Origin of the sequence: Psychroflexus maritimus (genome assembly GCF_011089875.1) — a bacterium.
Lineage (GTDB): Bacteria > Bacteroidota > Bacteroidia > Flavobacteriales > Flavobacteriaceae > Psychroflexus > Psychroflexus maritimus.
The window spans coordinates 66,457-85,355 of the sequence record NZ_JAANAS010000001.1 but is presented as its reverse complement, the minus strand read 5'-3'; the positions used below and the strand labels follow the sequence as shown (position 1 = coordinate 85,355).

Below are 18,899 nucleotides of genomic sequence, written 5' to 3'. Positions count from 1 at the left end.
TTATGCCTTGAGTTTTCTAAAATAATTACGGGTTTAGCTCAGTTGGTAGAGCACTGGTCTCCAAAACCAGGTGTCGGGAGTTCGAGCCTCTCAACCCGTGCACAAAGCTAAACGCCCTTGTTGGTTAAAGTTTAATTTAAAATAGATATGGCAAGTTTTTCAAAATATGTAAATAGTTCTTTTAGAGAATTAAAAAATAACGTCACCTGGCCAACCTTAAAAGAAGCACAGCGATTAATGCTTATTGTAGCAATTTTTTCTGTTCTTTTTTCTTTAGCTATTTGGGGTGTTGATGAAGTTTTTGGTGGAGTTATTAAACAATACTTTAGCTGGGTTAAATCATAATATATGTCTGAGAATAACGCTAAAAAATGGTATGTAGTTCGTTCCGTAAGTGGTTCAGAAAACAAAGTTAAAGATTACATTGAGAAAGAAATTGCTCATAATGGAATGAATGATTTTGTTGATGAAATCCTTGTGCCTACTGAAAAAGTTGTACAAATTAGGAACGGTAAAAAATACCAAAAAGAAAAAGTTTATTTTCCTGGATATATAATGATAAATGCTAATTTAGAAGGTGAAATTCCTCACGTTATTAAGTCGGTAAATGGTGTAATTGGCTTTTTAGGTGAGACAAAGGGTGGAGATCCAGTGCCTTTAAGGGAGTCTGAAGTTAATCGTTTACTTGGTAAAGTTGATGAGCTTTCAACTCAAAAAGATAATGTGTCTATACCATTCACTTCTGGCGAAAATATAAAAGTTATAGATGGACCATTTAATGGGTTCAATGGTACTATTGAAAATATAAATGAAGAAAAACGTAAACTTAAGGTAATGGTAAAAATCTTTGGAAGAAAAACACCAGTTGAGTTAAGTTACATGCAAGTTGAGAAATTATAAATGTTACTCATATATAATTAGTTGGTTTTAATGCTTCCCACTTAAAACTAACAACAAATAAATTTAAAATGGCAAAAGAAGTAAGTAAAGTTGTAAAGCTCCAAGTGAAAGGTGGTGCAGCCAATCCTTCACCACCAGTAGGTCCCGCATTAGGTGCTGCCGGTGTGAATATCATGGAGTTTTGTAAGCAATTTAATGGAAGAACACAGGATAAAGCTGGGAAAGTTTTGCCGGTTGTTATTACTGTTTACAGTGATAAATCTTTCGATTTTATTGTAAAAACTCCACCAGCAGCAGTACAAATAATGGAAGCTGCCAAAGTTAAAAAAGGTTCAGGTGAGCCTAATAGAGCTAAAGTTGCTGCTATAACTTGGGATCAAGTTAAAGCAATTGCTGAAGATAAAATGCAGGATTTAAATGCATTTACAGTTGAATCTGCTATGAAAATGGTAGCTGGAACTGCTCGCTCTATGGGTGTTAACGTAAAAGGAGACGCTCCTTTTTAATCAAAAAAAACATTTTTTAAAATGGCAAAATTAACAAAGAAACAAAAAGAGGTTGCAGCGCTAGTTGATGGCTCAAAGTTATATACCGTAGTAGAAGCTTCTGGTTTAATTAAAGAAGTAAGTAAAGCTAACTTTGATGAGTCTGTAGATTTAGCTGTTCGTCTTAATGTTGACCCACGTAAAGCAAACCAAATGGTGAGAGGTGTCGTTACTCTTCCTCACGGAACTGGTAAAGAGGTAAAGGTACTTGCACTTGTAACTCCAGATAAAGCAGAAGAAGCTAAAGCAGCTGGAGCTGATTACGTAGGTCTTGACGAGTATATTGAAAAAATTAAAGGCGGTTGGACAGATGTCGATGTAATAGTTACTATGCCTTCAGTTATGGGTAAACTTGGCCCTTTAGGAAGAATCTTAGGACCTAGAGGATTAATGCCTAATCCAAAAACTGGAACGGTAACTATGGATGTAGCAAAAGCTGTTGGTGACGTTAAAGGTGGTAAAATTGACTTTAAAGTAGATAAGTATGGTATTGTACATGCTTCAATTGGTAAAGCTTCATTTGAAGCTGACAAAATTGCTGGTAACGCAAAAGAATTATTATCTACCATAGTAAAGTTAAAGCCTTCTGTAGTAAAAGGTTCGTATATTAAATCAATTAATATATCAACTACTATGGGACCAGGAATTAGTATAGATACGAAAAGGTTCACCGAGCAATAAATTAGAATTATGACAAGAGAAGAGAAATCACAAGTAATACAAGATTTAACTGCCCGGCTAACAGAAACTCCAAGTATTTATTTAGCAGATATTTCTGGATTAAATGCAGCTGTAACAAGTAACTTAAGAAGAGCTTGTTTTAAGGCAGATATTAAATTAATGGTAGTTAAAAACACCTTGCTTGCAAAAGCAATGGAAGCTACCGATAAAGATTTTGAGAATTTACCTGAAACTTTAAAAGGTAATACCTCAATTATGCTTTCTGAAACTGGAAATGCACCGGCTAAGGTAATTAAGGATTTTAGAAAAAAGAATGAGAAACCTGTCCTTAAAGGGGCTTATGTTGAAGAAGCTGTTTATGTTGGAGATGAACAACTAGATGCTTTAGTAAATATCAAGTCTAAAGAAGAGGTAATTGGCGACATCATTGGATTGTTACAGTCTCCTGCTAAGAACGTTGTTTCTGCACTTAAATCAAGTGGCAGCAAGCTTTCAGGAATACTTAAGACCTTATCCGAAAAAGAATAAAGAATACACACTAATAATTATACACTAAAAACGATAGAAATGGCAGATTTAAAAGATTTTGCAGAACAATTAGTTAACCTAACAGTTAAAGAAGTAAACGAGTTAGCTGATATTTTAAAAGATGAATATGGAATTGAACCAGCCGCTGCAGCAGTTGCAGTAGCAGGTGGTGCTGCCGGTGGCGGAGAAGCTGCTGAAGAGCAAACCGAATTTGACGTAATTCTTAAAGCCGCAGGAGGTTCTAAACTTAAAGTTGTAAAGCTTGTTAAAGAATTAACTGGACTTGGATTGAAAGACGCAAAAGCAATGGTTGATGGTGCACCAGAAACAGTAAAAGAAGCAGTTTCTAAAGATGAGGCTGAATCTTTAAAATCTCAACTAGAAGAGGCTGGAGCAGAAGTTGAGCTTAAGTAAGCTTTACTTAAATTTGATATTAGGTTTAGGCCTCAGATAGCATTCTGATGGTCTAAACCATTTTGCGTATTTATACGCTTTTGGATGTAGAAGTACATTTTTAATTATTTAATTTTGCTTTTAAAGCATTAAATTATTTCCTAAATGTTAGCAACGATAAAAGAACGAGTTAGTTTTTCATCAGTTAAAAATAAGCCTGATTATCCAGATTTTTTGGATATTCAAGTCAAATCTTTTAAAGATTTTTTTCAGCTTGAAACTAAAACTGATGAACGATCAAATGAAGGTTTATACAAAACTTTCATGGAAAATTTCCCAATAACCGATACGCGAAATCAATTCGTATTAGAGTTTATTGATTATTTTATAGATCCACCTAGGTACTCTATTCAAGAGTGTATTGAACGTGGATTAACTTATAGCGTACCTCTCAAGGCTCGTTTAAAGTTATACTGTACAGATCCAGAACACGAAGATTTTGAAACCATCGTACAGGATGTTTATTTAGGCACAATCCCTTATATGACACCTAGCGGAACTTTTGTTGTTAATGGAGCTGAACGTGTAGTTGTTTCTCAACTTCACCGCTCACCTGGAGTTTTCTTTGGTCAATCTTTTCACGCTAACGGAACTAAACTTTATTCTGCTAGAGTAATTCCTTTTAAAGGTTCTTGGATTGAATTTGCTACCGATATTAATAGCGTAATGTACGCCTATATTGATAGAAAGAAAAAATTACCTGTTACTACTCTTTTTAGGGCTATTGGCTTTGAAAGAGATAAAGATATTCTTGAAATCTTTGACCTTGCAGAAGAGGTTAAAGTTTCAAAAGCTGGGCTTAAACGCGTACTTGGTAGAACACTTGCAGCTCGTGTACTAAACACTTGGTATGAAGATTTTGTGGATGAAGATACCGGTGAGGTTGTTTCAATAGAGCGTAACGAGATTGTCTTAGATAGAGACACTGTTCTTGAAAAAGACCATATTGAAGAGATTATTGAAACAGGCTCTAAAACCATTTTATTACATAAAGAAGATAACTCAACTGGAGATTACGCAATTATCTACAACACGTTGCAAAAAGATCCAACTAACTCTGAGAAAGAGGCTGTTGAGCATATATACAGACAATTACGTAACGCTGAACCGCCAGATGAAGAAACCGCTCGCGGAATTATTGAAAAACTTTTCTTTAGTGACCAACGTTACAACCTCGGAGAGGTAGGTCGTTATAGAATGAATAAAAAATTAGGTCTTGATATTGATATGGACAAAAAAGTCCTTACAAAAGTTGATATCATTACTATAATTAAATACTTAATTGAATTAGTAAATTCAAAGGCTGAAGTAGATGATATTGATCACTTATCTAACCGAAGAGTTAGAACTGTGGGTGAGCAGCTTTCTCAACAATTTGGTGTGGGGCTATCTAGAATGGCAAGAACTATTAGAGAACGAATGAATGTTCGTGATAATGAAGTTTTTACACCTATTGATTTAATTAATGCAAAGACTTTGTCTTCTGTAATTAATTCGTTTTTTGGAACCAATCAGCTTTCTCAATTTATGGATCAAACTAATCCGTTAGCTGAATTGACTAATAAACGACGCCTTTCTGCATTAGGGCCTGGAGGGCTATCTAGAGAAAGAGCTGGTTTTGAGGTTCGTGATGTACATTATACACACTACGGTAGATTATGCCCAATTGAAACTCCTGAAGGACCAAACATTGGTTTGATTTCTTCCATGTCTGTTTACGGTAAAGTTAACGGGATGGGATTCATTGAAACACCGTATCGTAAAGTTGAAAATGGAAAAATTGATCTTAAGTCAGATCCTATTTATTTATCGGCGGAAGAAGAAGAGGGTAAATTAATAGCGCAAGCAAATATTCCTATTTCTGATGATGGTACTATTCAGCCTGAACGTGTTATTGCACGAATGGAAGGAGATTTTCCTGTAGTTGACCCCAAAGAAGTTAATTATATTGATGTTGCTCCAAATCAAATTTCAAGTATATCGGCTTCACTTATTCCATTTTTAGAACATGATGATGCCAACCGTGCATTGATGGGTTCTAATATGATGCGTCAAGCTGTTCCTTTACTTAGAAATGATTCCCCAATTGTTGGTACAGGACTTGAAGAGCGAGTTGCTAAAGATTCTAGAGTTCTTATTAACGCTGAAGGAGAGGGTGTTGTTGATTACGTTGATGCTGATAAAATAGTTATTAAATATGACCGAACAGAGGATGAACGTCTAGTTAGTTTTGATTCTGATGAGAAAACTTATAACTTGATTAAGTTCAGGAAAACCAATCAAGGAACTTCTATAAATTTAAAGCCAATTGTAAGAGCTGGCGATCGCGTATCAGAAGGTCAGGTACTTTGTCAAGGTTATGCAACAGAAGCAGGAGAGCTTGCACTTGGTAGAAATATGAAAGTTGCTTTCATGCCTTGGAAAGGATATAATTTTGAGGACGCTATCGTGATTTCTGAAAGAGTTGTTCGTGAGGATATGCTCACATCTATTCACATCGACGAGTATTCTCTAGAGGTTAGAGATACCAAACTAGGTAATGAAGAATTGACTGCTGATATACCTAACGTTTCAGAAGAGGCCACTAAAGACCTTGATGAAAATGGTATGATTAGAATTGGTGCTGAAATTAAACCTGGTGATATTTTAATAGGAAAGATTACACCAAAAGGTGAAAGTGACCCTACTCCAGAAGAAAAATTATTAAGAGCAATTTTTGGAGATAAAGCTGGTGACGTAAAAGATGCTTCACTTAAGGCCTCTCCGTCACTTAATGGTGTAGTTATTAATAAAAAATTATTCTCTAGAGCTGTAAAAGATAAGCGAAAGCGTGCTAAGGATAAACTCGAAATTGAAAAACTTGAAGCGAAGTATCAAGTTAAATTTGAAGAGTTAAGAAATCATCTTATAGAAAAACTTTTCTCAATAGTAGGTGGCAAAACTGCTCAAGGTGTTCAAAATGACTTGGGTGAAGAAGTTTTACCGAAAGGCAAGAAATTTACACTTAAGATGCTAAATTCAATTGATGATTTTGCTCATCTTACTAAAGGTGTTTGGACTACAGATGATCACTTGAATTCATTAGTAGCCGATTTACTTCACAATTATAAAATTAAGCAAAATGACCTTCAAGGTAATCTTAGAAGAGAAAAATTTACCATTAGTGTTGGAGACGAATTACCTTCTGGAATTCTTAAATTAGCTAAAGTTTATATTGCAAAAAAACGAAAGCTAAAAGTAGGAGATAAAATGGCAGGTCGTCACGGTAACAAAGGTATTGTTGCTAAAATTGTAAGACAAGAAGATATGCCGTTCCTAGAAGATGGAACGCCTGTTGATATAGTCCTTAACCCTCTTGGTGTACCTTCTCGAATGAACATAGGGCAGATATACGAAACTGTTTTAGGTTGGGCAGGTCAAAAATTAGACAAAAAGTATGCAACACCAATTTTTGATGGAGCAACTATTGATCAAATTAATGAACTTACCGATGAAGCAGGAATTCCTAGGTATGGACATACCTATTTATATGATGGAGGAACCGGAGAACGCTTTGATCAACCTGCAACTGTAGGGGTAATTTATATGCTAAAACTTGGTCACATGATTGAAGATAAAATGCATGCTAGATCAATTGGTCCATACTCATTAATTACTCAACAGCCACTTGGTGGTAAAGCACAGTTTGGAGGACAGCGTTTTGGTGAAATGGAAGTTTGGGCTTTAGAGGCTTACGGAGCATCTAGCACACTTAGAGAAATCCTTACTGTTAAGTCGGATGATGTTATCGGTAGAGCAAAAACCTATGAGGCAATTGTAAAAGGTGAACCGATGCCAGAGCCTGGAATACCAGAGTCGTTTAATGTATTAATGCATGAACTAAAAGGACTTGGTTTAGACATCCAGTTAGAAGAGTAAAGTTAAGCTCCAAATTTATTTTGGGGCTTGCTTCAGTTTATATTTTTAAATTAATTCTTTATTACTTGTATTATGGCAAGAAGAAATGAGAATATCACTCAAAAGAGATTTAATAAAATCTCAATTGGTTTAGCTTCACCAGAGAAAATCTTAAATGAATCTCGAGGCGAAGTCTTAAAACCTGAAACTATTAATTACAGAACCCACAAGCCCGAACGTGATGGTTTGTTTTGCGAACGTATCTTTGGCCCAGTTAAAGATTACGAATGTGCTTGTGGTAAATATAAAAGAATACGCTATAAAGGAATTGTTTGTGATCGTTGTGGTGTAGAAGTAACCGAGAAAAAAGTAAGAAGAGAGCGTGTTGGACACATTAACCTTGTAGTTCCGGTTGCTCATATTTGGTATTTCCGCTCCTTACCTAATAAATTAGGTTATCTACTTGGTATTCCATCTAAAAAGTTGGATATGATTATCTATTATGAAAGATATGTTGTAATTCAGCCTGGTGATGCTAAAAATGAAGAAGGAGAACCTTTAAATAAAATGGATTTTCTTACTGAAGAAGAATACTTAAATATATTAGATAGCCTACCTCAAGAAAATCATTACTTAGAAGATGACGACCCTAACAAGTTTATTGCTAAAATGGGAGCTGAGTGCCTCGAGGAAATACTTAAACGTCTAGACTTAGATGAATTATCTTACGATTTAAGACACAAGGCGAATAATGAAACTTCTAAGCAAAGAAAAACAGAAGCACTTAAACGTCTTCAAGTAGTTGAAGCTTTAAGAGACTCTAAAAATAACAGAAATAATAATCCAGAGTGGATGATTATGAAAGTGGTTCCTGTCATTCCACCAGAATTAAGGCCATTAGTTCCTTTAGATGGTGGTCGTTTTGCCACTTCAGACTTAAATGATCTTTACCGAAGAGTTATTATTAGAAATAACCGATTAAAAAGATTAATGGAAATTAAAGCTCCTGAAGTAATTTTGCGTAACGAAAAGCGTATGCTTCAAGAGTCGGTAGATTCTTTATTTGACAATACTCGAAAGTCTTCTGCAGTTAAGACAGATTCTAACAGACCATTAAAATCTCTTTCAGATTCCTTAAAAGGAAAGCAAGGTAGATTTAGACAAAACTTATTAGGTAAGCGTGTTGATTACTCTGCACGTTCAGTAATTGTTGTTGGTCCAGAACTTAAGATGTTTGAATGCGGTCTTCCAAAAGATATGGCGGCTGAACTTTACAAACCTTTTGTGGTGCGAAAGTTAATAGAACGTGGTATTGTGAAAACAGTTAAATCTGCCAAGAAAATCATAGATAAAAAAGAGCCAGTTGTTTGGGATATTTTAGAAAATGTATTAAAAGGACACCCGGTACTTTTAAACCGTGCTCCAACTTTACACCGTTTGGGTATCCAGTCTTTTCAGCCTAAACTAATTGAAGGGAAAGCTATTCAATTACATCCTTTAGTATGTACTGCATTTAATGCCGATTTTGATGGTGACCAGATGGCAGTGCACTTGCCTTTAGGTCCTGAGGCAATTTTAGAAGCTCAATTATTAATGCTGGCATCTCATAATATTTTGAATCCAGCTAATGGTTCACCTATTGCTGTTCCTTCTCAAGATATGGTTTTAGGACTGTATTATATGACAAAGCTTAAAAAATCAACCCCAGAAGAACAAGTTGCTGGTGAAGGATTAACTTTTTACTCTACTGAGGAAGTTGAAATTGCATATAATGAAAAACAACTTCATTTAAATGCTTCAATTAAAGTTAGAGCAAAAGATTATAACGAAAAAGGAGAATTAGTTAATCAAATTATTGAGACTACTACCGGTCGTGTATTATTTAATAAACATGTTCCCGAAAAAGCTGGTTTTATTAATGAAGTTTTGAACAAAAAGGCTTTAAGAAACGTTATTTCTAATGTTCTTAAACTTACAAGTGTACCTGAAACAAGTGAGTTTTTAGATAGTATTAAATCTTTAGGATATGATTTCGCTTTTAGAGGGGGATTGTCATTTTCGCTTGGAGATATTATTATCCCTAAAGAAAAACAAGAACTGATAGACGCAGCTAACGAAGAAGTAGCTGGTGTTGTTGGAAACTATAACATGGGATTAATTACCAACAATGAACGTTATAATCAGGTAATTGATATTTGGACAGCAACCAATGCCAACTTAACTGAATTAGCTATGACCCGAATTACAGAAGATAAACAAGGCTTTAACTCTGTATTTATGATGCTTGATTCAGGAGCACGTGGTTCTAAAGAACAAATTAGACAGCTTACTGGTATGCGTGGGTTAATGGCTAAGCCTAAAAAATCTACTGCAGCGGGTGGAGAAATTATTGAAAATCCAATACTTTCTAACTTTAAAGAAGGTTTATCAATTTTAGAATACTTTATTTCTACTCACGGTGCTCGTAAAGGCCTTGCCGATACAGCTCTTAAAACCGCTGATGCAGGTTACTTAACTAGAAGATTAGTAGATGTTTCTCAAGATGTGATTGTTCGAGAGGAAGATTGTGGAACACTAAGAGGAATAGAAGTAAGCGCATTAAAGAAAAATGAAGAGGTTGTTGAAAAGCTTGCTGAACGTATTTTAGGTAGAACAGCCTTGAATGATATTATTGATCCAATTACTGAAGAGGTTTTTGCTAATGCTGGACAGGAAATTACAGACTTGATTGCTGAAAAAATAGAAAAATCGGCCTTGAACTCTGTTGAAGTTAGATCTCCACTTACTTGTGAGTCTAAACAAGGAATTTGTGTGAAGTGTTACGGAAGAAACTTATCTACTAACAAAACCGTTCAAAAAGGAGAAGCTGTAGGTGTTATTGCTGCACAGTCTATTGGAGAACCAGGTACACAGTTAACATTAAGAACCTTCCACGTAGGAGGTATTGCTGGAAACATTTCTGAAGAAAACAAACTAGAAGCCAAGTTTGATGGAGTTGCAGAAATTGAAGACCTTAAAACTGTGAAAGGAGAAGATAATGAAGGTAAAAGTGCTAATATAGTTATCTCTAGAACTTCCGAACTTAAATTGATTGATACTAAATCAGGAATCACTTTAAGTACAAATGTAATACCTTACGGCTCACAGATTATGGTTAAGCCTGGTGCTAAACTTAAAAAAGGCGATGTTATAGCCAAATGGGATCCATATAATGGTGTTATTATTTCAGAATTTGCTGGTCAAATTAAGTTTGAAAATATCATTCAAGGAGTAACTTATGCGGTAGAATCTGATGAGCAAACAGGATTTGAGGAAAAAGTAATTACAGAGTCTAAAAACAAACGTAAAATACCTACTCTCCATATTCTTGATAAGCATGGAGAGAAACAACGCTCTTATAACTTACCTGTTGGTGCGCATTTAATGGTGGATGATGAAGAAGCTATTAAAGTTGGTAAAGTACTTGTAAAAATACCTCGTAAATCTTCAAAATCTGGTGATATTACAGGTGGTCTTCCTCGTCTTACTGAATTGTTTGAAGCGCGTAACCCATCTAATCCAGCTGTGGTTAGTGAAATAGATGGAGTTGTGTCTTTTGGGAAAATAAAACGAGGTAATCGTGAGATTATAGTTGAATCTAAATTAGGAGAAGTTAAAAAATATCTAGTTAAACTTTCTAATCAAATTCTTGTTCAAGAAAATGATTATGTAAGAGCAGGAATGCCACTTTCTGATGGTTCAGTTACTCCTGAAGACATTCTTAACATTAAAGGCCCTTCAGCAGTTCAACAGTATTTAGTTAACGAAGTACAGGAAGTTTATCGTTTACAAGGAGTTCAAATTAACGATAAGCACTTTGAAGTTGTTGTTCGTCAAATGATGCGTAAAGTAAAAATTAAAGATTCAGGAGATACTACTTTCTTAGAAAATCAATTGGTTCATAAAGAGGATTTTATTGATGAAAACGATAGTATCTTTGGAAAGAAAGTAATTGAAGATGCTGGCGACAGTATTAATTTAAAAGCTGGGCAAATTGTAACTTTACGTCAATTAAGAGACGAAAACTCAATCTTGAAGCGTGAGGATAAGCAGCAAGTTGTAGCTAGAGATGCAGAGCCTGCAGTTGCTACGCCAATACTTCAAGGTATTACAAGAGCTTCACTGCAAACTAAGTCATTTATTTCTGCTGCATCTTTCCAAGAAACAACAAAAGTATTGAACGAAGCCGCTGTAAGTGGTAAAGTAGATTTACTTGAGGGACTTAAAGAAAATGTTATTGTAGGTCATAGAATTCCTGCAGGAACAGGTCTTAGAGAGTTTGATAACTTAATTGTTGGGTCCAAAGAACAGTTAGACGATATGATGTTGCAAAATCAAGGTCAAAAAGTGAATTTTAATTAAAAACAAATGAAGATGAGTGATCAAAATAATACCAATAAGAAAAAATTGAATATTCAATTGGATGAAGAAATGGCACAGGGTAAGTATTGTAACCTTGCTATCTTAAATCACTCGGCTTCAGAGTTTGTTTTAGACTTTGTTAATGTGATGCCCGGATCTCCAAAAAGCAAGGTGCAGTCAAGAATTATTATGACTCCACAACATGCTAAACGTTTAGTGAAAGCTTTAAACGATAACCTTGCACGATTTGAAAAAGCCCATGGTAAAATAGAATCTAAGGATCAACCAAGTATTCCCTTAAACTTTGGTCCAACCGGACAAGCTTAAAATAAAAAAACCGTCCTAATCTTAGGGCGGTTTTAAATTTTAATTTAACTACTTAAGTTAGCAATTCAATAACACGAATTACTAACTTTTTTTATTTTTTTCAAAGGATGACAATTTGACACAAATTTGTAATTGGCAATCAATTTGATTTATATCTATAAATTTAATAGCAATGAATGAAACATCAAATAAAAATATAGAAGACTTGAATAAAAACACTACTAATTCTGAACAAAATTCAGAAGTAAATTCAAGTGAATCAGAAACACAAGAAAATCCGAAAGACGATATTCATGTTGAGACTTCAGATAACCAAGCTGATGAAGTTGAAACCGCAAGCCATAAAGATGCCTTAAACGAAGAGGAGGTATTGACTGAAGAGGAAAAACTTAAAAAGGACCTGAACGCGCAAAAAGATAAATATGTTCGCTTATTTGCAGAGTTTGAAAATTACAAACGTAGAACAAGCAAAGAACGTATGGATTTGTTTAAGACTGCTGGTCAGGAAGTGATGCAGTCCTTGCTTCCTGTTCTAGATGACTTTGATCGTGCACTGAAAGAAGTTAGAAAATCTGAAGATAAAGATTTGATTCAAGGAATTGAATTGATTAATAACAAGCTTTCAGAAACACTAAAATCTAAGGGCTTAGCTTTAATGCATGTCAACGCTGGAGATGCTTTTGATGCTGACTTGCACGAAGCTATTACACAAATACCTGCTCCAACTGAAGAACTAAAAGGTAAAATTGTTGATGTTGTTGAAAAGGGCTATACCTTGGGCGACAAAATCATCAGGTTTCCTAAAGTTGTAACAGGAAAATAAATATCCATAAATCTAAGCAATGAGCAATAAGAGAGATTATTACGAAATATTAGGTATAGATAAAAATGCATCGGCTGCCGAAATTAAAAAGGCTTACCGGAAAATGGCTGTTAAATATCATCCAGATAAAAACCCTGATAATCAAGAAGCAGAACAAAAGTTTAAAGAAGCTGCAGAAGCTTACGAGGTTTTAAGTAACCCCGATAAAAAAGCTAAATACGATCGCTTTGGTCATTCTGCTTTTGACGGAGCCGGTGGCTTTGGTGGCGGTGGTATGGATATGGATGATATATTTAGTCAGTTTGGAGATATTTTTGGAAGCGGTGGTTTTGGCGGCTTTGGTGGTTTTGGTGGCGGTCAATCAAGAAGACAAGCACGCGGAGGGAATCTTCGTATTCGAGTAAAGTTAAATCTTGAAGATGTAGCTAACGGAATTGAAAAGAAAATTAAAGTAAGTAGAAAAAAACAAGCCACAGATACAACTTATAAGACCTGTTCAACTTGTAAGGGAACTGGACAAGTTACCAGAGTTACCAATACCATTTTAGGTCAAATGCAAACAGCTACAACCTGTAGCGCTTGTCAAGGCAGCGGAAAGACTATTGATAAAAAAGGGAAAGGAACTGATGCTTATGGCCTAAAAATGGAAGAAGAAACGGTTAGTATCAAAATCCCTGCAGGTGTTGAGGATGGCATGCAGATGAAAGTTTCTGGGAAAGGAAACGAGGCCCCAGGTGGAATAGCAGGTGACCTTATTGTTCTTATTGAAGTAGATGAAAAGACCGGCGAACTTCAACGAGATGGAGAGAATTTACATTATGATTTATACATTAATTTTTCAGAAGCTGCCTTAGGAATTTCCAAAGAAATTACAACAGTTTCAGGTAAGGTTAGAATTAAAATAGAGCCCGGAGTACAAAGCGGAAAAATCCTTCGCCTAAGAGGTAAAGGTCTTCCACGCTTAAATGCCTATGGATCTGGCGATTTACTTGTGCATGTAAATGTCTGGACTCCACAAGAATTGAACAAAGAACAACGACAGTTTTTCGAAAAGAATATGGAAGATTCTAACATGCAACCTAATCCGCAAAAATCTGACAAATCATTTTTTGAAAAAGTAAAAGATATGTTTAGCTAATTTTGTTAGTTAACATTAAATTATATATATTTGAACATCACTAATTTTAGTGATGTTTTTCTTTTTCATAGCAATTTTTTTCCCATCCTAATTCATTAGGGTGGGTTTTGATTTTTTAGTAAATTTACTTCCTATAAACTTATTGTAATCATGCAGCAAATCCTTATTGTAGAAGATGAACCAGCCATTCGAAGAGTTTTAGTTAAAATTCTTACAGAAGAAAATTCCTCTTATAAAATAGTAGAAGCAGTTAACGGTGTTGACGGTCTTCAAGCCTTTAATAAACAAGAATTTAATTTGGTTTTGTGTGACATTAAAATGCCTAGAATGGATGGTCTTGAAGTTCTTGAAGAAATAAAGAAAATCAATGTTGATGTTCCCGTTGTTATGATTTCTGGTCACGGTGATTTAGAAACAGCTGTAGAGAGTATGAAAAAAGGTGCTTTTGATTACATCTCAAAACCACCTGACCTTAACCGGCTACTTAATACCGTTCGCATTGCCTTAGATAGTGCTAAATTAAAGGTAGAAAACAAACAACTCAAGAAAAAAGTAGCTAAAGGTTTTCAAATGATAGGAAAATCAGCAGCCATTACTGAAATCAAAAATGTGATTGAAAAGGTTGCACCCACCGATGCTCGAGTTTTGATTACTGGACCAAATGGAACGGGAAAGGAACTCGTTGCTCATTGGTTACATCAGAAAAGCGATAGATCTAAAGCCAATTTTATAGAAGTAAATTGTGCGGCAATACCCTCAGAACTTATTGAAAGCGAATTGTTTGGCCATGTAAAAGGAGCTTTTACTTCAGCGAATAAAGATCGAGCTGGTAAATTTGAAGCAGCCAACGGTGGTACTCTTTTTTTAGATGAGATAGGCGATATGAGTTTGTCGGCACAAGCAAAGGTTTTAAGAGCTCTTCAAGAAAATAAAGTTCAACGAGTAGGAAGCGATAAAGATTTAAAGGTTAATGTACGAGTTATTGCAGCAACTAATAAAGACCTTAAAACAGAAATTGATAACAAGAATTTTCGGGAAGATTTATACCATAGACTAGCTGTAATAATGATTAAGGTTCCATCCTTAGACGAAAGGAAAGACGATATACCTTTGCTCGTGGATTATTTCGCAAAGAAAATAGCTAAGGAAAATGGAACTTCTGCTAAAGTATTTAATCAAACTGCAGTTGATGAACTTATGTCTTACAATTGGACTGGTAATGTGAGAGAATTACGAAATGTTGTTGAACGCCTTTTGATTTTAGGCGGAGATGAAATTTCTAAAGATGACGTTGAGCTTTTTGCTTCAAAATAGTTAGTTTATTTGCTTAACTTACTATTAACTTGATTGACTTGTTATCTTTATTCTAATTAAATTCAGTTATACGTAAATTAATCTTTTTTTCTTGGTGCATCGTACCTTAAAAAGTACATGGTATCACCGCTTGGGTGCTGCCATTTTTTTATTACTTGAAAACCATACCTTTGATAAGCTATACTTATTCTTCGGGTTCTTGTTTCTGCAAAAAGAGGAATTTGCTTTTCTTGGGCCATTCTGTAGAATTCATCTTTCATCTTATAAGCTAATTTTTGTGTATTAACTCCTCTTGAATTTTCTAATATTCCCCAAAACCAACAATATAAATAATTATCAATTTTTGGTCTTGCTTGCCTAACTACTTTTTGTGTTTTAAGACCTTTCCATCCTTTTTTTAGTCCAGTTACTTTAAAGGCTAATTTTAAATCATCTTTAAGCGTTTGCCAAAAACCCTCTTTAAAATTTTTATTTTCAAATAAAATAGCAATTCCCGCATAATCTTTACTTACAATTAAAGCATCATTACGCAATGCTTTTTCAACCATATATTTAGCTAAATACCTAAATCTTTCTTCTTTTTTATCATCATTTTTCACCACTTCTAGCGAGCTAGGAATTTCTTGTAAAAGCACAGCTACATTACTGATTACTTTCTTTATATCTAAATTTTTGGGTTTTTCCAATGCTTTTGTGTTTTGTGGTGTTGGTAAACAAATAAATCCAGCTAAAAAATTAGCTGGATTATAATATCTACAAATAAGCCTTACTTATAAGTTTTGTCCTTCTCTAATAGACTGAACATACTGTGCTTTCTTAATCTTTTGTCTTTTAAGAACAGAAGGCTTAGTAAATTCTTTCTTATCTCTTAATGTTTGTAAAACTCTTGTATCGCGAAACTTTCGTTTTAACCTCTTTAATGCACGATCAATTTTTTCTCCGTCTTTTACTTTTATTATTAGCATATAAATCTAAATATTAGTACGTTATATTTTTCTAATTTCGAGTTGCAAATATAATAAATTAATTTGTTTTCAAATTACAGATTCACTATTTTATTTAATTAATTGCAATTTCTATTTTTCAGGATTTTCTTTAATAAATCATTAGCTACTTCTTGCCAAACAAATCTTTTAATTTGTCTTTCGCTTTATCTTCAATACTTTCTTCTTTTTTACCTTCTTTATTTTTCTTTTCATCGTCTCCCAAGATATTTTTTAACCCGTCTTTTATTTGATTTTCTGCTTTGTCTTGAAGTTTTTCTTTTTGCTTTTCAATGATTTGACTAGTTAAATCCTGAATAGCTGATTGAAGATTAAGCGTTAATTTAGGTTTACTAAAACTACCGCTTATACCTACAGGTACATCTACAAACATGGCTTTTATATCTTCATTACTTAACTGTGCTACTTGTTTACCAATAGCATTTCCTAGGAGTTGAGCTGGAACTTGAACGTCTAAATCATAATTCATGCTTCCATCAAATAAATGACTTCCCTTAACATTAACATCCACCTCTTCTACTTGAATCTTAAAAGGTTCAACATCTATTTTTCCATTACTAAAACTGGCTTGTGTTGTAAGATCGGATAAATTAATTTTAGAGAAATCTAGAAAATTCAGTTCGTTGTTTAAATTGTTAATTAATGGTGTTTTTTCTGGATTTACATTAGCTTGATTAATTTGTGCTAAAACTCCACCAGTTAATGAGTTTAGCACGGGACTAAAATCTGGTGTTAATTCACCAGTTAAATCAAAATTTGTACTTATTCTACCAGTTAGTGCAGCTGCAATTGGTGCTAGATTTTTAGCCAACTCCATTTGACTAAATACTTCAACAATATCAACTTTAACTAAACCAAGTTTCATATTGAAATTTGCTTGTTCGTCCTGCGTAGAGACCATTCCGTTCATGGTAATGCTTCCCCCAAAAATACCTGCTGAAACATCTTGTAGGTTCACCGATTCATTTTTAATTAGCATACTTCCGCGAGCATTTTTAAGTTTTAAGTTGTCATAGGTTACATTTTCTGCAGTAAAGTCCATAGCAATATCTAAAAACTTTGGTATTTTAATTTGTTCAGTTGCCGTTTCAGCGGTTTCATTATTTGTGGTTTCATCGCTTTCTGCTGAAGTCATGAAATCAGCTACATCAAAGTTAGTAGAGTTCGCATTGAACCTTCCTTTGAGGTCTGCGTTAGAAAACACAAAGCCCATTAAATTGTCCATTCTCCCCGAAGCACTTAGATCTGTTTTTCCAGTTTTCATTTTAAATTCTTGTAATTCAATATTGTTAGTAGAAAACTGCACAGCGGCTGTTGCTATTTCATAAGGATTTTTCAAGTCCTTATCAGCATATTTAAAATCAGATAGCCTTAAATTTCCTGATGCATTCACTCTTTCATATCTTTCTTTTTCAATATCAGACATCACGAAATTAGATTTAATATTTGCAGTGAGTAAACCGTTTAAATCTATTTCTGTTGGCAAAGGGTAAGCCTGACTAATTTTCTTTAAGTTGATGCTGCCATTGGCTTGAAAGGCTAATTTCATGTCCTCAAAAATATTTTCAATAGTAGCTTTAGCATTAAATTGATCTTGGTCTATTCTAAATTTGACATTGTCAATTTTAGCTACCAAATCATCTATTTGGGAGGTGTTGCTAATAAGGTCAATTTTCATTGAAATATCATCTACTTTTTTAGGTAAGTCTGGGTAGTTAAACGAAGCATTTACAGCATTCATAAAAATGCTAAATTTTGGAATTTCATTAGCTGAAATTTTTCCTTTTGCAAAACCTTCTACTTCAAATTTTCCAGTAGTTTCAACACCATCTAGGTTACTTGCATAAGCTTTTGGAATTAAAGCTAAAAAGTTTTTAAAGTCTGAAGAAGGAGTGGAGAATTTTAGGTCAACTTCGTAGTCCTCTTTATTCATCTTAAAAAAACCGTCAAAAGCTAATGCCAATTGATTAATAACAGCTTCATTTTCTTTGAATGTAAACTTCATTTGATCAAGGTTCATTTCTATAGCGGCATCTAACTGAAGATAGTTTTTATTTAAGTAATTTGTCTCTTCAAAATCAACACTAAGTTGAACATCGGTGTGTGTGTTTAAAGTGAATATTTCTTCAGCAAAATTACCATCACCACTATGATTTAGGTTTCGAAGTAGAGCAAAAGTTTTGGAGTTGTAATCACGGTAGCTGATTTCTGAATTATTAATTTCGTAATGTTGTAATTCAAATTTAAAATCGTTTTCTTTATCTTCAGAAATTTGCTTTTTTTCTTCAGACTCTTTAACAATATCATAGTTGGCTATACCTTCTTCATTAACAACCACATTAATTAATGCTTCATCTATAAGAATTTCATCAAGGCTTATTCCGTCGTTTTTAAACAGTTGCATCAGTCCCATTTTAGCACTTAATTTTTTTGAATAAACAAGTGTATCGCCTTCAAATGGTGTTTGGTTAGTCAAGCTAAATTCTTGAAGACTTAACTCTGCTTTGGGAAAACTCTTGATTAAGCTTAAATCAAGTTGGTTCCAGCTAACTTTGGCATTTAGTTGTTGATTAATATTTTCTTTTACTAGGCTTTCTATTTTTCCCTTAAATAAAAATGGGGTTGCAATTAGGGCAATTAGTAAAATAAGAATTAGGATTCCAAAAACTTTGAGTGCTTTTTTCATAAGAATTTAATTTACTAACAAAGATACATTTTATCTTTTTTGTTTTTTTTAAAAATGATTAATCTTTACTAAAATTTGAATATTGAAATATGAACTGCTTTTGTTGTTTGATTGTGGTCGATTTTTCTTATTATATTCGATTTTATCTAGTTTTGGGTTCAGTTTTTTTAGGGGCTATAAACAACAAAAGCCTCTTTAGTGG

Annotated in this window: 15 protein-coding genes and 1 tRNA gene; 13 read left to right on the top strand and 3 right to left on the bottom strand. The window is 34.1% G+C overall.

All coding sequences use genetic code 11. From position 1 onward, the window contains the following. Positions 1-27 precede the first annotated feature (27 nt). From G7034_RS00370 to G7034_RS00310, 13 genes are all read left to right on the top strand, one after another. Positions 28-100 (top strand) — tRNA-Trp (locus tag G7034_RS00370). A 47-nt stretch (positions 101-147) separates the two neighbouring features. Then, positions 148-345, top strand: coding sequence for a preprotein translocase subunit SecE (gene secE / locus G7034_RS00365; RefSeq protein ID WP_166398977.1), 198 nt, complete (start codon positions 148-150; stop codon positions 343-345). A 3-nt stretch (positions 346-348) separates the two neighbouring features. Continuing rightward, positions 349-900, top strand: a complete 552-nt coding sequence (gene nusG / locus G7034_RS00360; RefSeq protein WP_166398976.1) for a transcription termination/antitermination protein NusG — start codon at positions 349-351, stop codon at positions 898-900. Between the two features lie 68 nt (positions 901-968). Then, positions 969-1,406 carry a 50S ribosomal protein L11 gene (rplK, locus tag G7034_RS00355; RefSeq protein ID WP_166398975.1) on the top strand — a complete coding sequence of 146 codons (438 nt, stop codon included), beginning with the start codon at positions 969-971 and terminating at the stop codon, positions 1,404-1,406. 21 nt (positions 1,407-1,427) lie between these two features. Beyond that, positions 1,428-2,126: a 50S ribosomal protein L1 gene (gene rplA / locus G7034_RS00350; RefSeq protein WP_166398974.1), complete on the top strand. Its 699-nt coding sequence runs from the start codon at positions 1,428-1,430 to the stop codon at positions 2,124-2,126. Between the two features lie 9 nt (positions 2,127-2,135). Beyond that, the gene (gene rplJ, locus G7034_RS00345) at positions 2,136-2,654 is read left to right on the top strand and encodes a 50S ribosomal protein L10 (RefSeq protein ID WP_166398973.1); all 519 of its coding nucleotides are present in this window, start codon (positions 2,136-2,138) and stop codon (positions 2,652-2,654) included. A 39-nt stretch (positions 2,655-2,693) separates the two neighbouring features. Beyond that, positions 2,694-3,068, top strand: a complete 375-nt coding sequence (gene rplL / locus G7034_RS00340; RefSeq protein ID WP_166398972.1) for a 50S ribosomal protein L7/L12 — start codon at positions 2,694-2,696, stop codon at positions 3,066-3,068. Positions 3,069-3,212: 144 nt separating this feature from the next. Next, positions 3,213-7,025 (top strand): DNA-directed RNA polymerase subunit beta, encoded by a 3,813-nt coding sequence (gene rpoB / locus G7034_RS00335; protein WP_166398971.1) that lies wholly within the window; start codon positions 3,213-3,215, stop codon positions 7,023-7,025. Positions 7,026-7,097: 72 nt separating this feature from the next. Beyond that, positions 7,098-11,405 (top strand): DNA-directed RNA polymerase subunit beta', encoded by a 4,308-nt coding sequence (rpoC, locus tag G7034_RS00330; protein ID WP_166398970.1) that lies wholly within the window; start codon positions 7,098-7,100, stop codon positions 11,403-11,405. Between the two features lie 12 nt (positions 11,406-11,417). Continuing rightward, complete coding sequence (locus G7034_RS00325; protein ID WP_166398969.1) at positions 11,418-11,732, top strand: DUF3467 domain-containing protein; 315 nt, start codon at positions 11,418-11,420, stop codon at positions 11,730-11,732. A gap of 172 nt (positions 11,733-11,904) precedes the next feature. Then, complete coding sequence (locus tag G7034_RS00320; RefSeq protein ID WP_166398968.1) at positions 11,905-12,555, top strand: nucleotide exchange factor GrpE; 651 nt, start codon at positions 11,905-11,907, stop codon at positions 12,553-12,555. 19 nt (positions 12,556-12,574) lie between these two features. Next, entirely contained in the window at positions 12,575-13,693 is a 1,119-nt protein-coding gene (gene dnaJ / locus G7034_RS00315) for a molecular chaperone DnaJ (RefSeq protein ID WP_166398967.1), read from the top strand. A 150-nt stretch (positions 13,694-13,843) separates the two neighbouring features. Beyond that, positions 13,844-15,007, top strand: a complete 1,164-nt coding sequence (locus G7034_RS00310; protein WP_166398966.1) for a sigma-54-dependent transcriptional regulator — start codon at positions 13,844-13,846, stop codon at positions 15,005-15,007. 77 nt (positions 15,008-15,084) lie between these two features. On the opposite strand, the gene G7034_RS00305 is transcribed toward G7034_RS00310, so the two are convergent. From G7034_RS00305 to G7034_RS00295, 3 genes are all read right to left on the bottom strand, one after another. Next, entirely contained in the window at positions 15,085-15,693 is a 609-nt protein-coding gene (locus tag G7034_RS00305; RefSeq protein ID WP_166398965.1) for a hypothetical protein, read from the bottom strand. Between the two features lie 84 nt (positions 15,694-15,777). Next, a complete protein-coding gene (gene rpsU / locus G7034_RS00300) occupies positions 15,778-15,972 on the bottom strand; it encodes a 30S ribosomal protein S21 (RefSeq protein ID WP_166398964.1) in 195 nt (64 codons plus the stop codon). Between the two features lie 145 nt (positions 15,973-16,117). After that, complete coding sequence (locus tag G7034_RS00295; RefSeq protein ID WP_166398963.1) at positions 16,118-18,697, bottom strand: AsmA family protein; 2,580 nt, start codon at positions 18,695-18,697, stop codon at positions 16,118-16,120. Between the last annotated feature and the right edge of the window lie 202 nt (positions 18,698-18,899).

What these genes read in the sequence shown, in the direction of transcription:
- rplL (WP_166398972.1), top strand. Translation starts at nt 2,694, where the DNA reads ATGGCAGATTTAAAAGATTTTGCAGAACAATTAGTTAACCTAACAGTT.
- rpsU (WP_166398964.1), bottom strand. Translation starts at nt 15,972, where the DNA reads ATGCTAATAATAAAAGTAAAAGACGGAGAAAAAATTGATCGTGCATTA.
- rplJ (WP_166398973.1), top strand. Translation starts at nt 2,136, where the DNA reads ATGACAAGAGAAGAGAAATCACAAGTAATACAAGATTTAACTGCCCGG.
- G7034_RS00325 (WP_166398969.1), top strand. Translation starts at nt 11,418, where the DNA reads ATGAGTGATCAAAATAATACCAATAAGAAAAAATTGAATATTCAATTG.
- rpoB (WP_166398971.1), top strand. Translation starts at nt 3,213, where the DNA reads ATGTTAGCAACGATAAAAGAACGAGTTAGTTTTTCATCAGTTAAAAAT.
- G7034_RS00310 (WP_166398966.1), top strand. Translation starts at nt 13,844, where the DNA reads ATGCAGCAAATCCTTATTGTAGAAGATGAACCAGCCATTCGAAGAGTT.
- nusG (WP_166398976.1), top strand. Translation starts at nt 349, where the DNA reads ATGTCTGAGAATAACGCTAAAAAATGGTATGTAGTTCGTTCCGTAAGT.
- rplK (WP_166398975.1), top strand. Translation starts at nt 969, where the DNA reads ATGGCAAAAGAAGTAAGTAAAGTTGTAAAGCTCCAAGTGAAAGGTGGT.
- rpoC (WP_166398970.1), top strand. Translation starts at nt 7,098, where the DNA reads ATGGCAAGAAGAAATGAGAATATCACTCAAAAGAGATTTAATAAAATC.
- G7034_RS00295 (WP_166398963.1), bottom strand. Translation starts at nt 18,697, where the DNA reads ATGAAAAAAGCACTCAAAGTTTTTGGAATCCTAATTCTTATTTTACTA.
- rplA (WP_166398974.1), top strand. Translation starts at nt 1,428, where the DNA reads ATGGCAAAATTAACAAAGAAACAAAAAGAGGTTGCAGCGCTAGTTGAT.
- secE (WP_166398977.1), top strand. Translation starts at nt 148, where the DNA reads ATGGCAAGTTTTTCAAAATATGTAAATAGTTCTTTTAGAGAATTAAAA.
- dnaJ (WP_166398967.1), top strand. Translation starts at nt 12,575, where the DNA reads ATGAGCAATAAGAGAGATTATTACGAAATATTAGGTATAGATAAAAAT.
- G7034_RS00320 (WP_166398968.1), top strand. Translation starts at nt 11,905, where the DNA reads ATGAATGAAACATCAAATAAAAATATAGAAGACTTGAATAAAAACACT.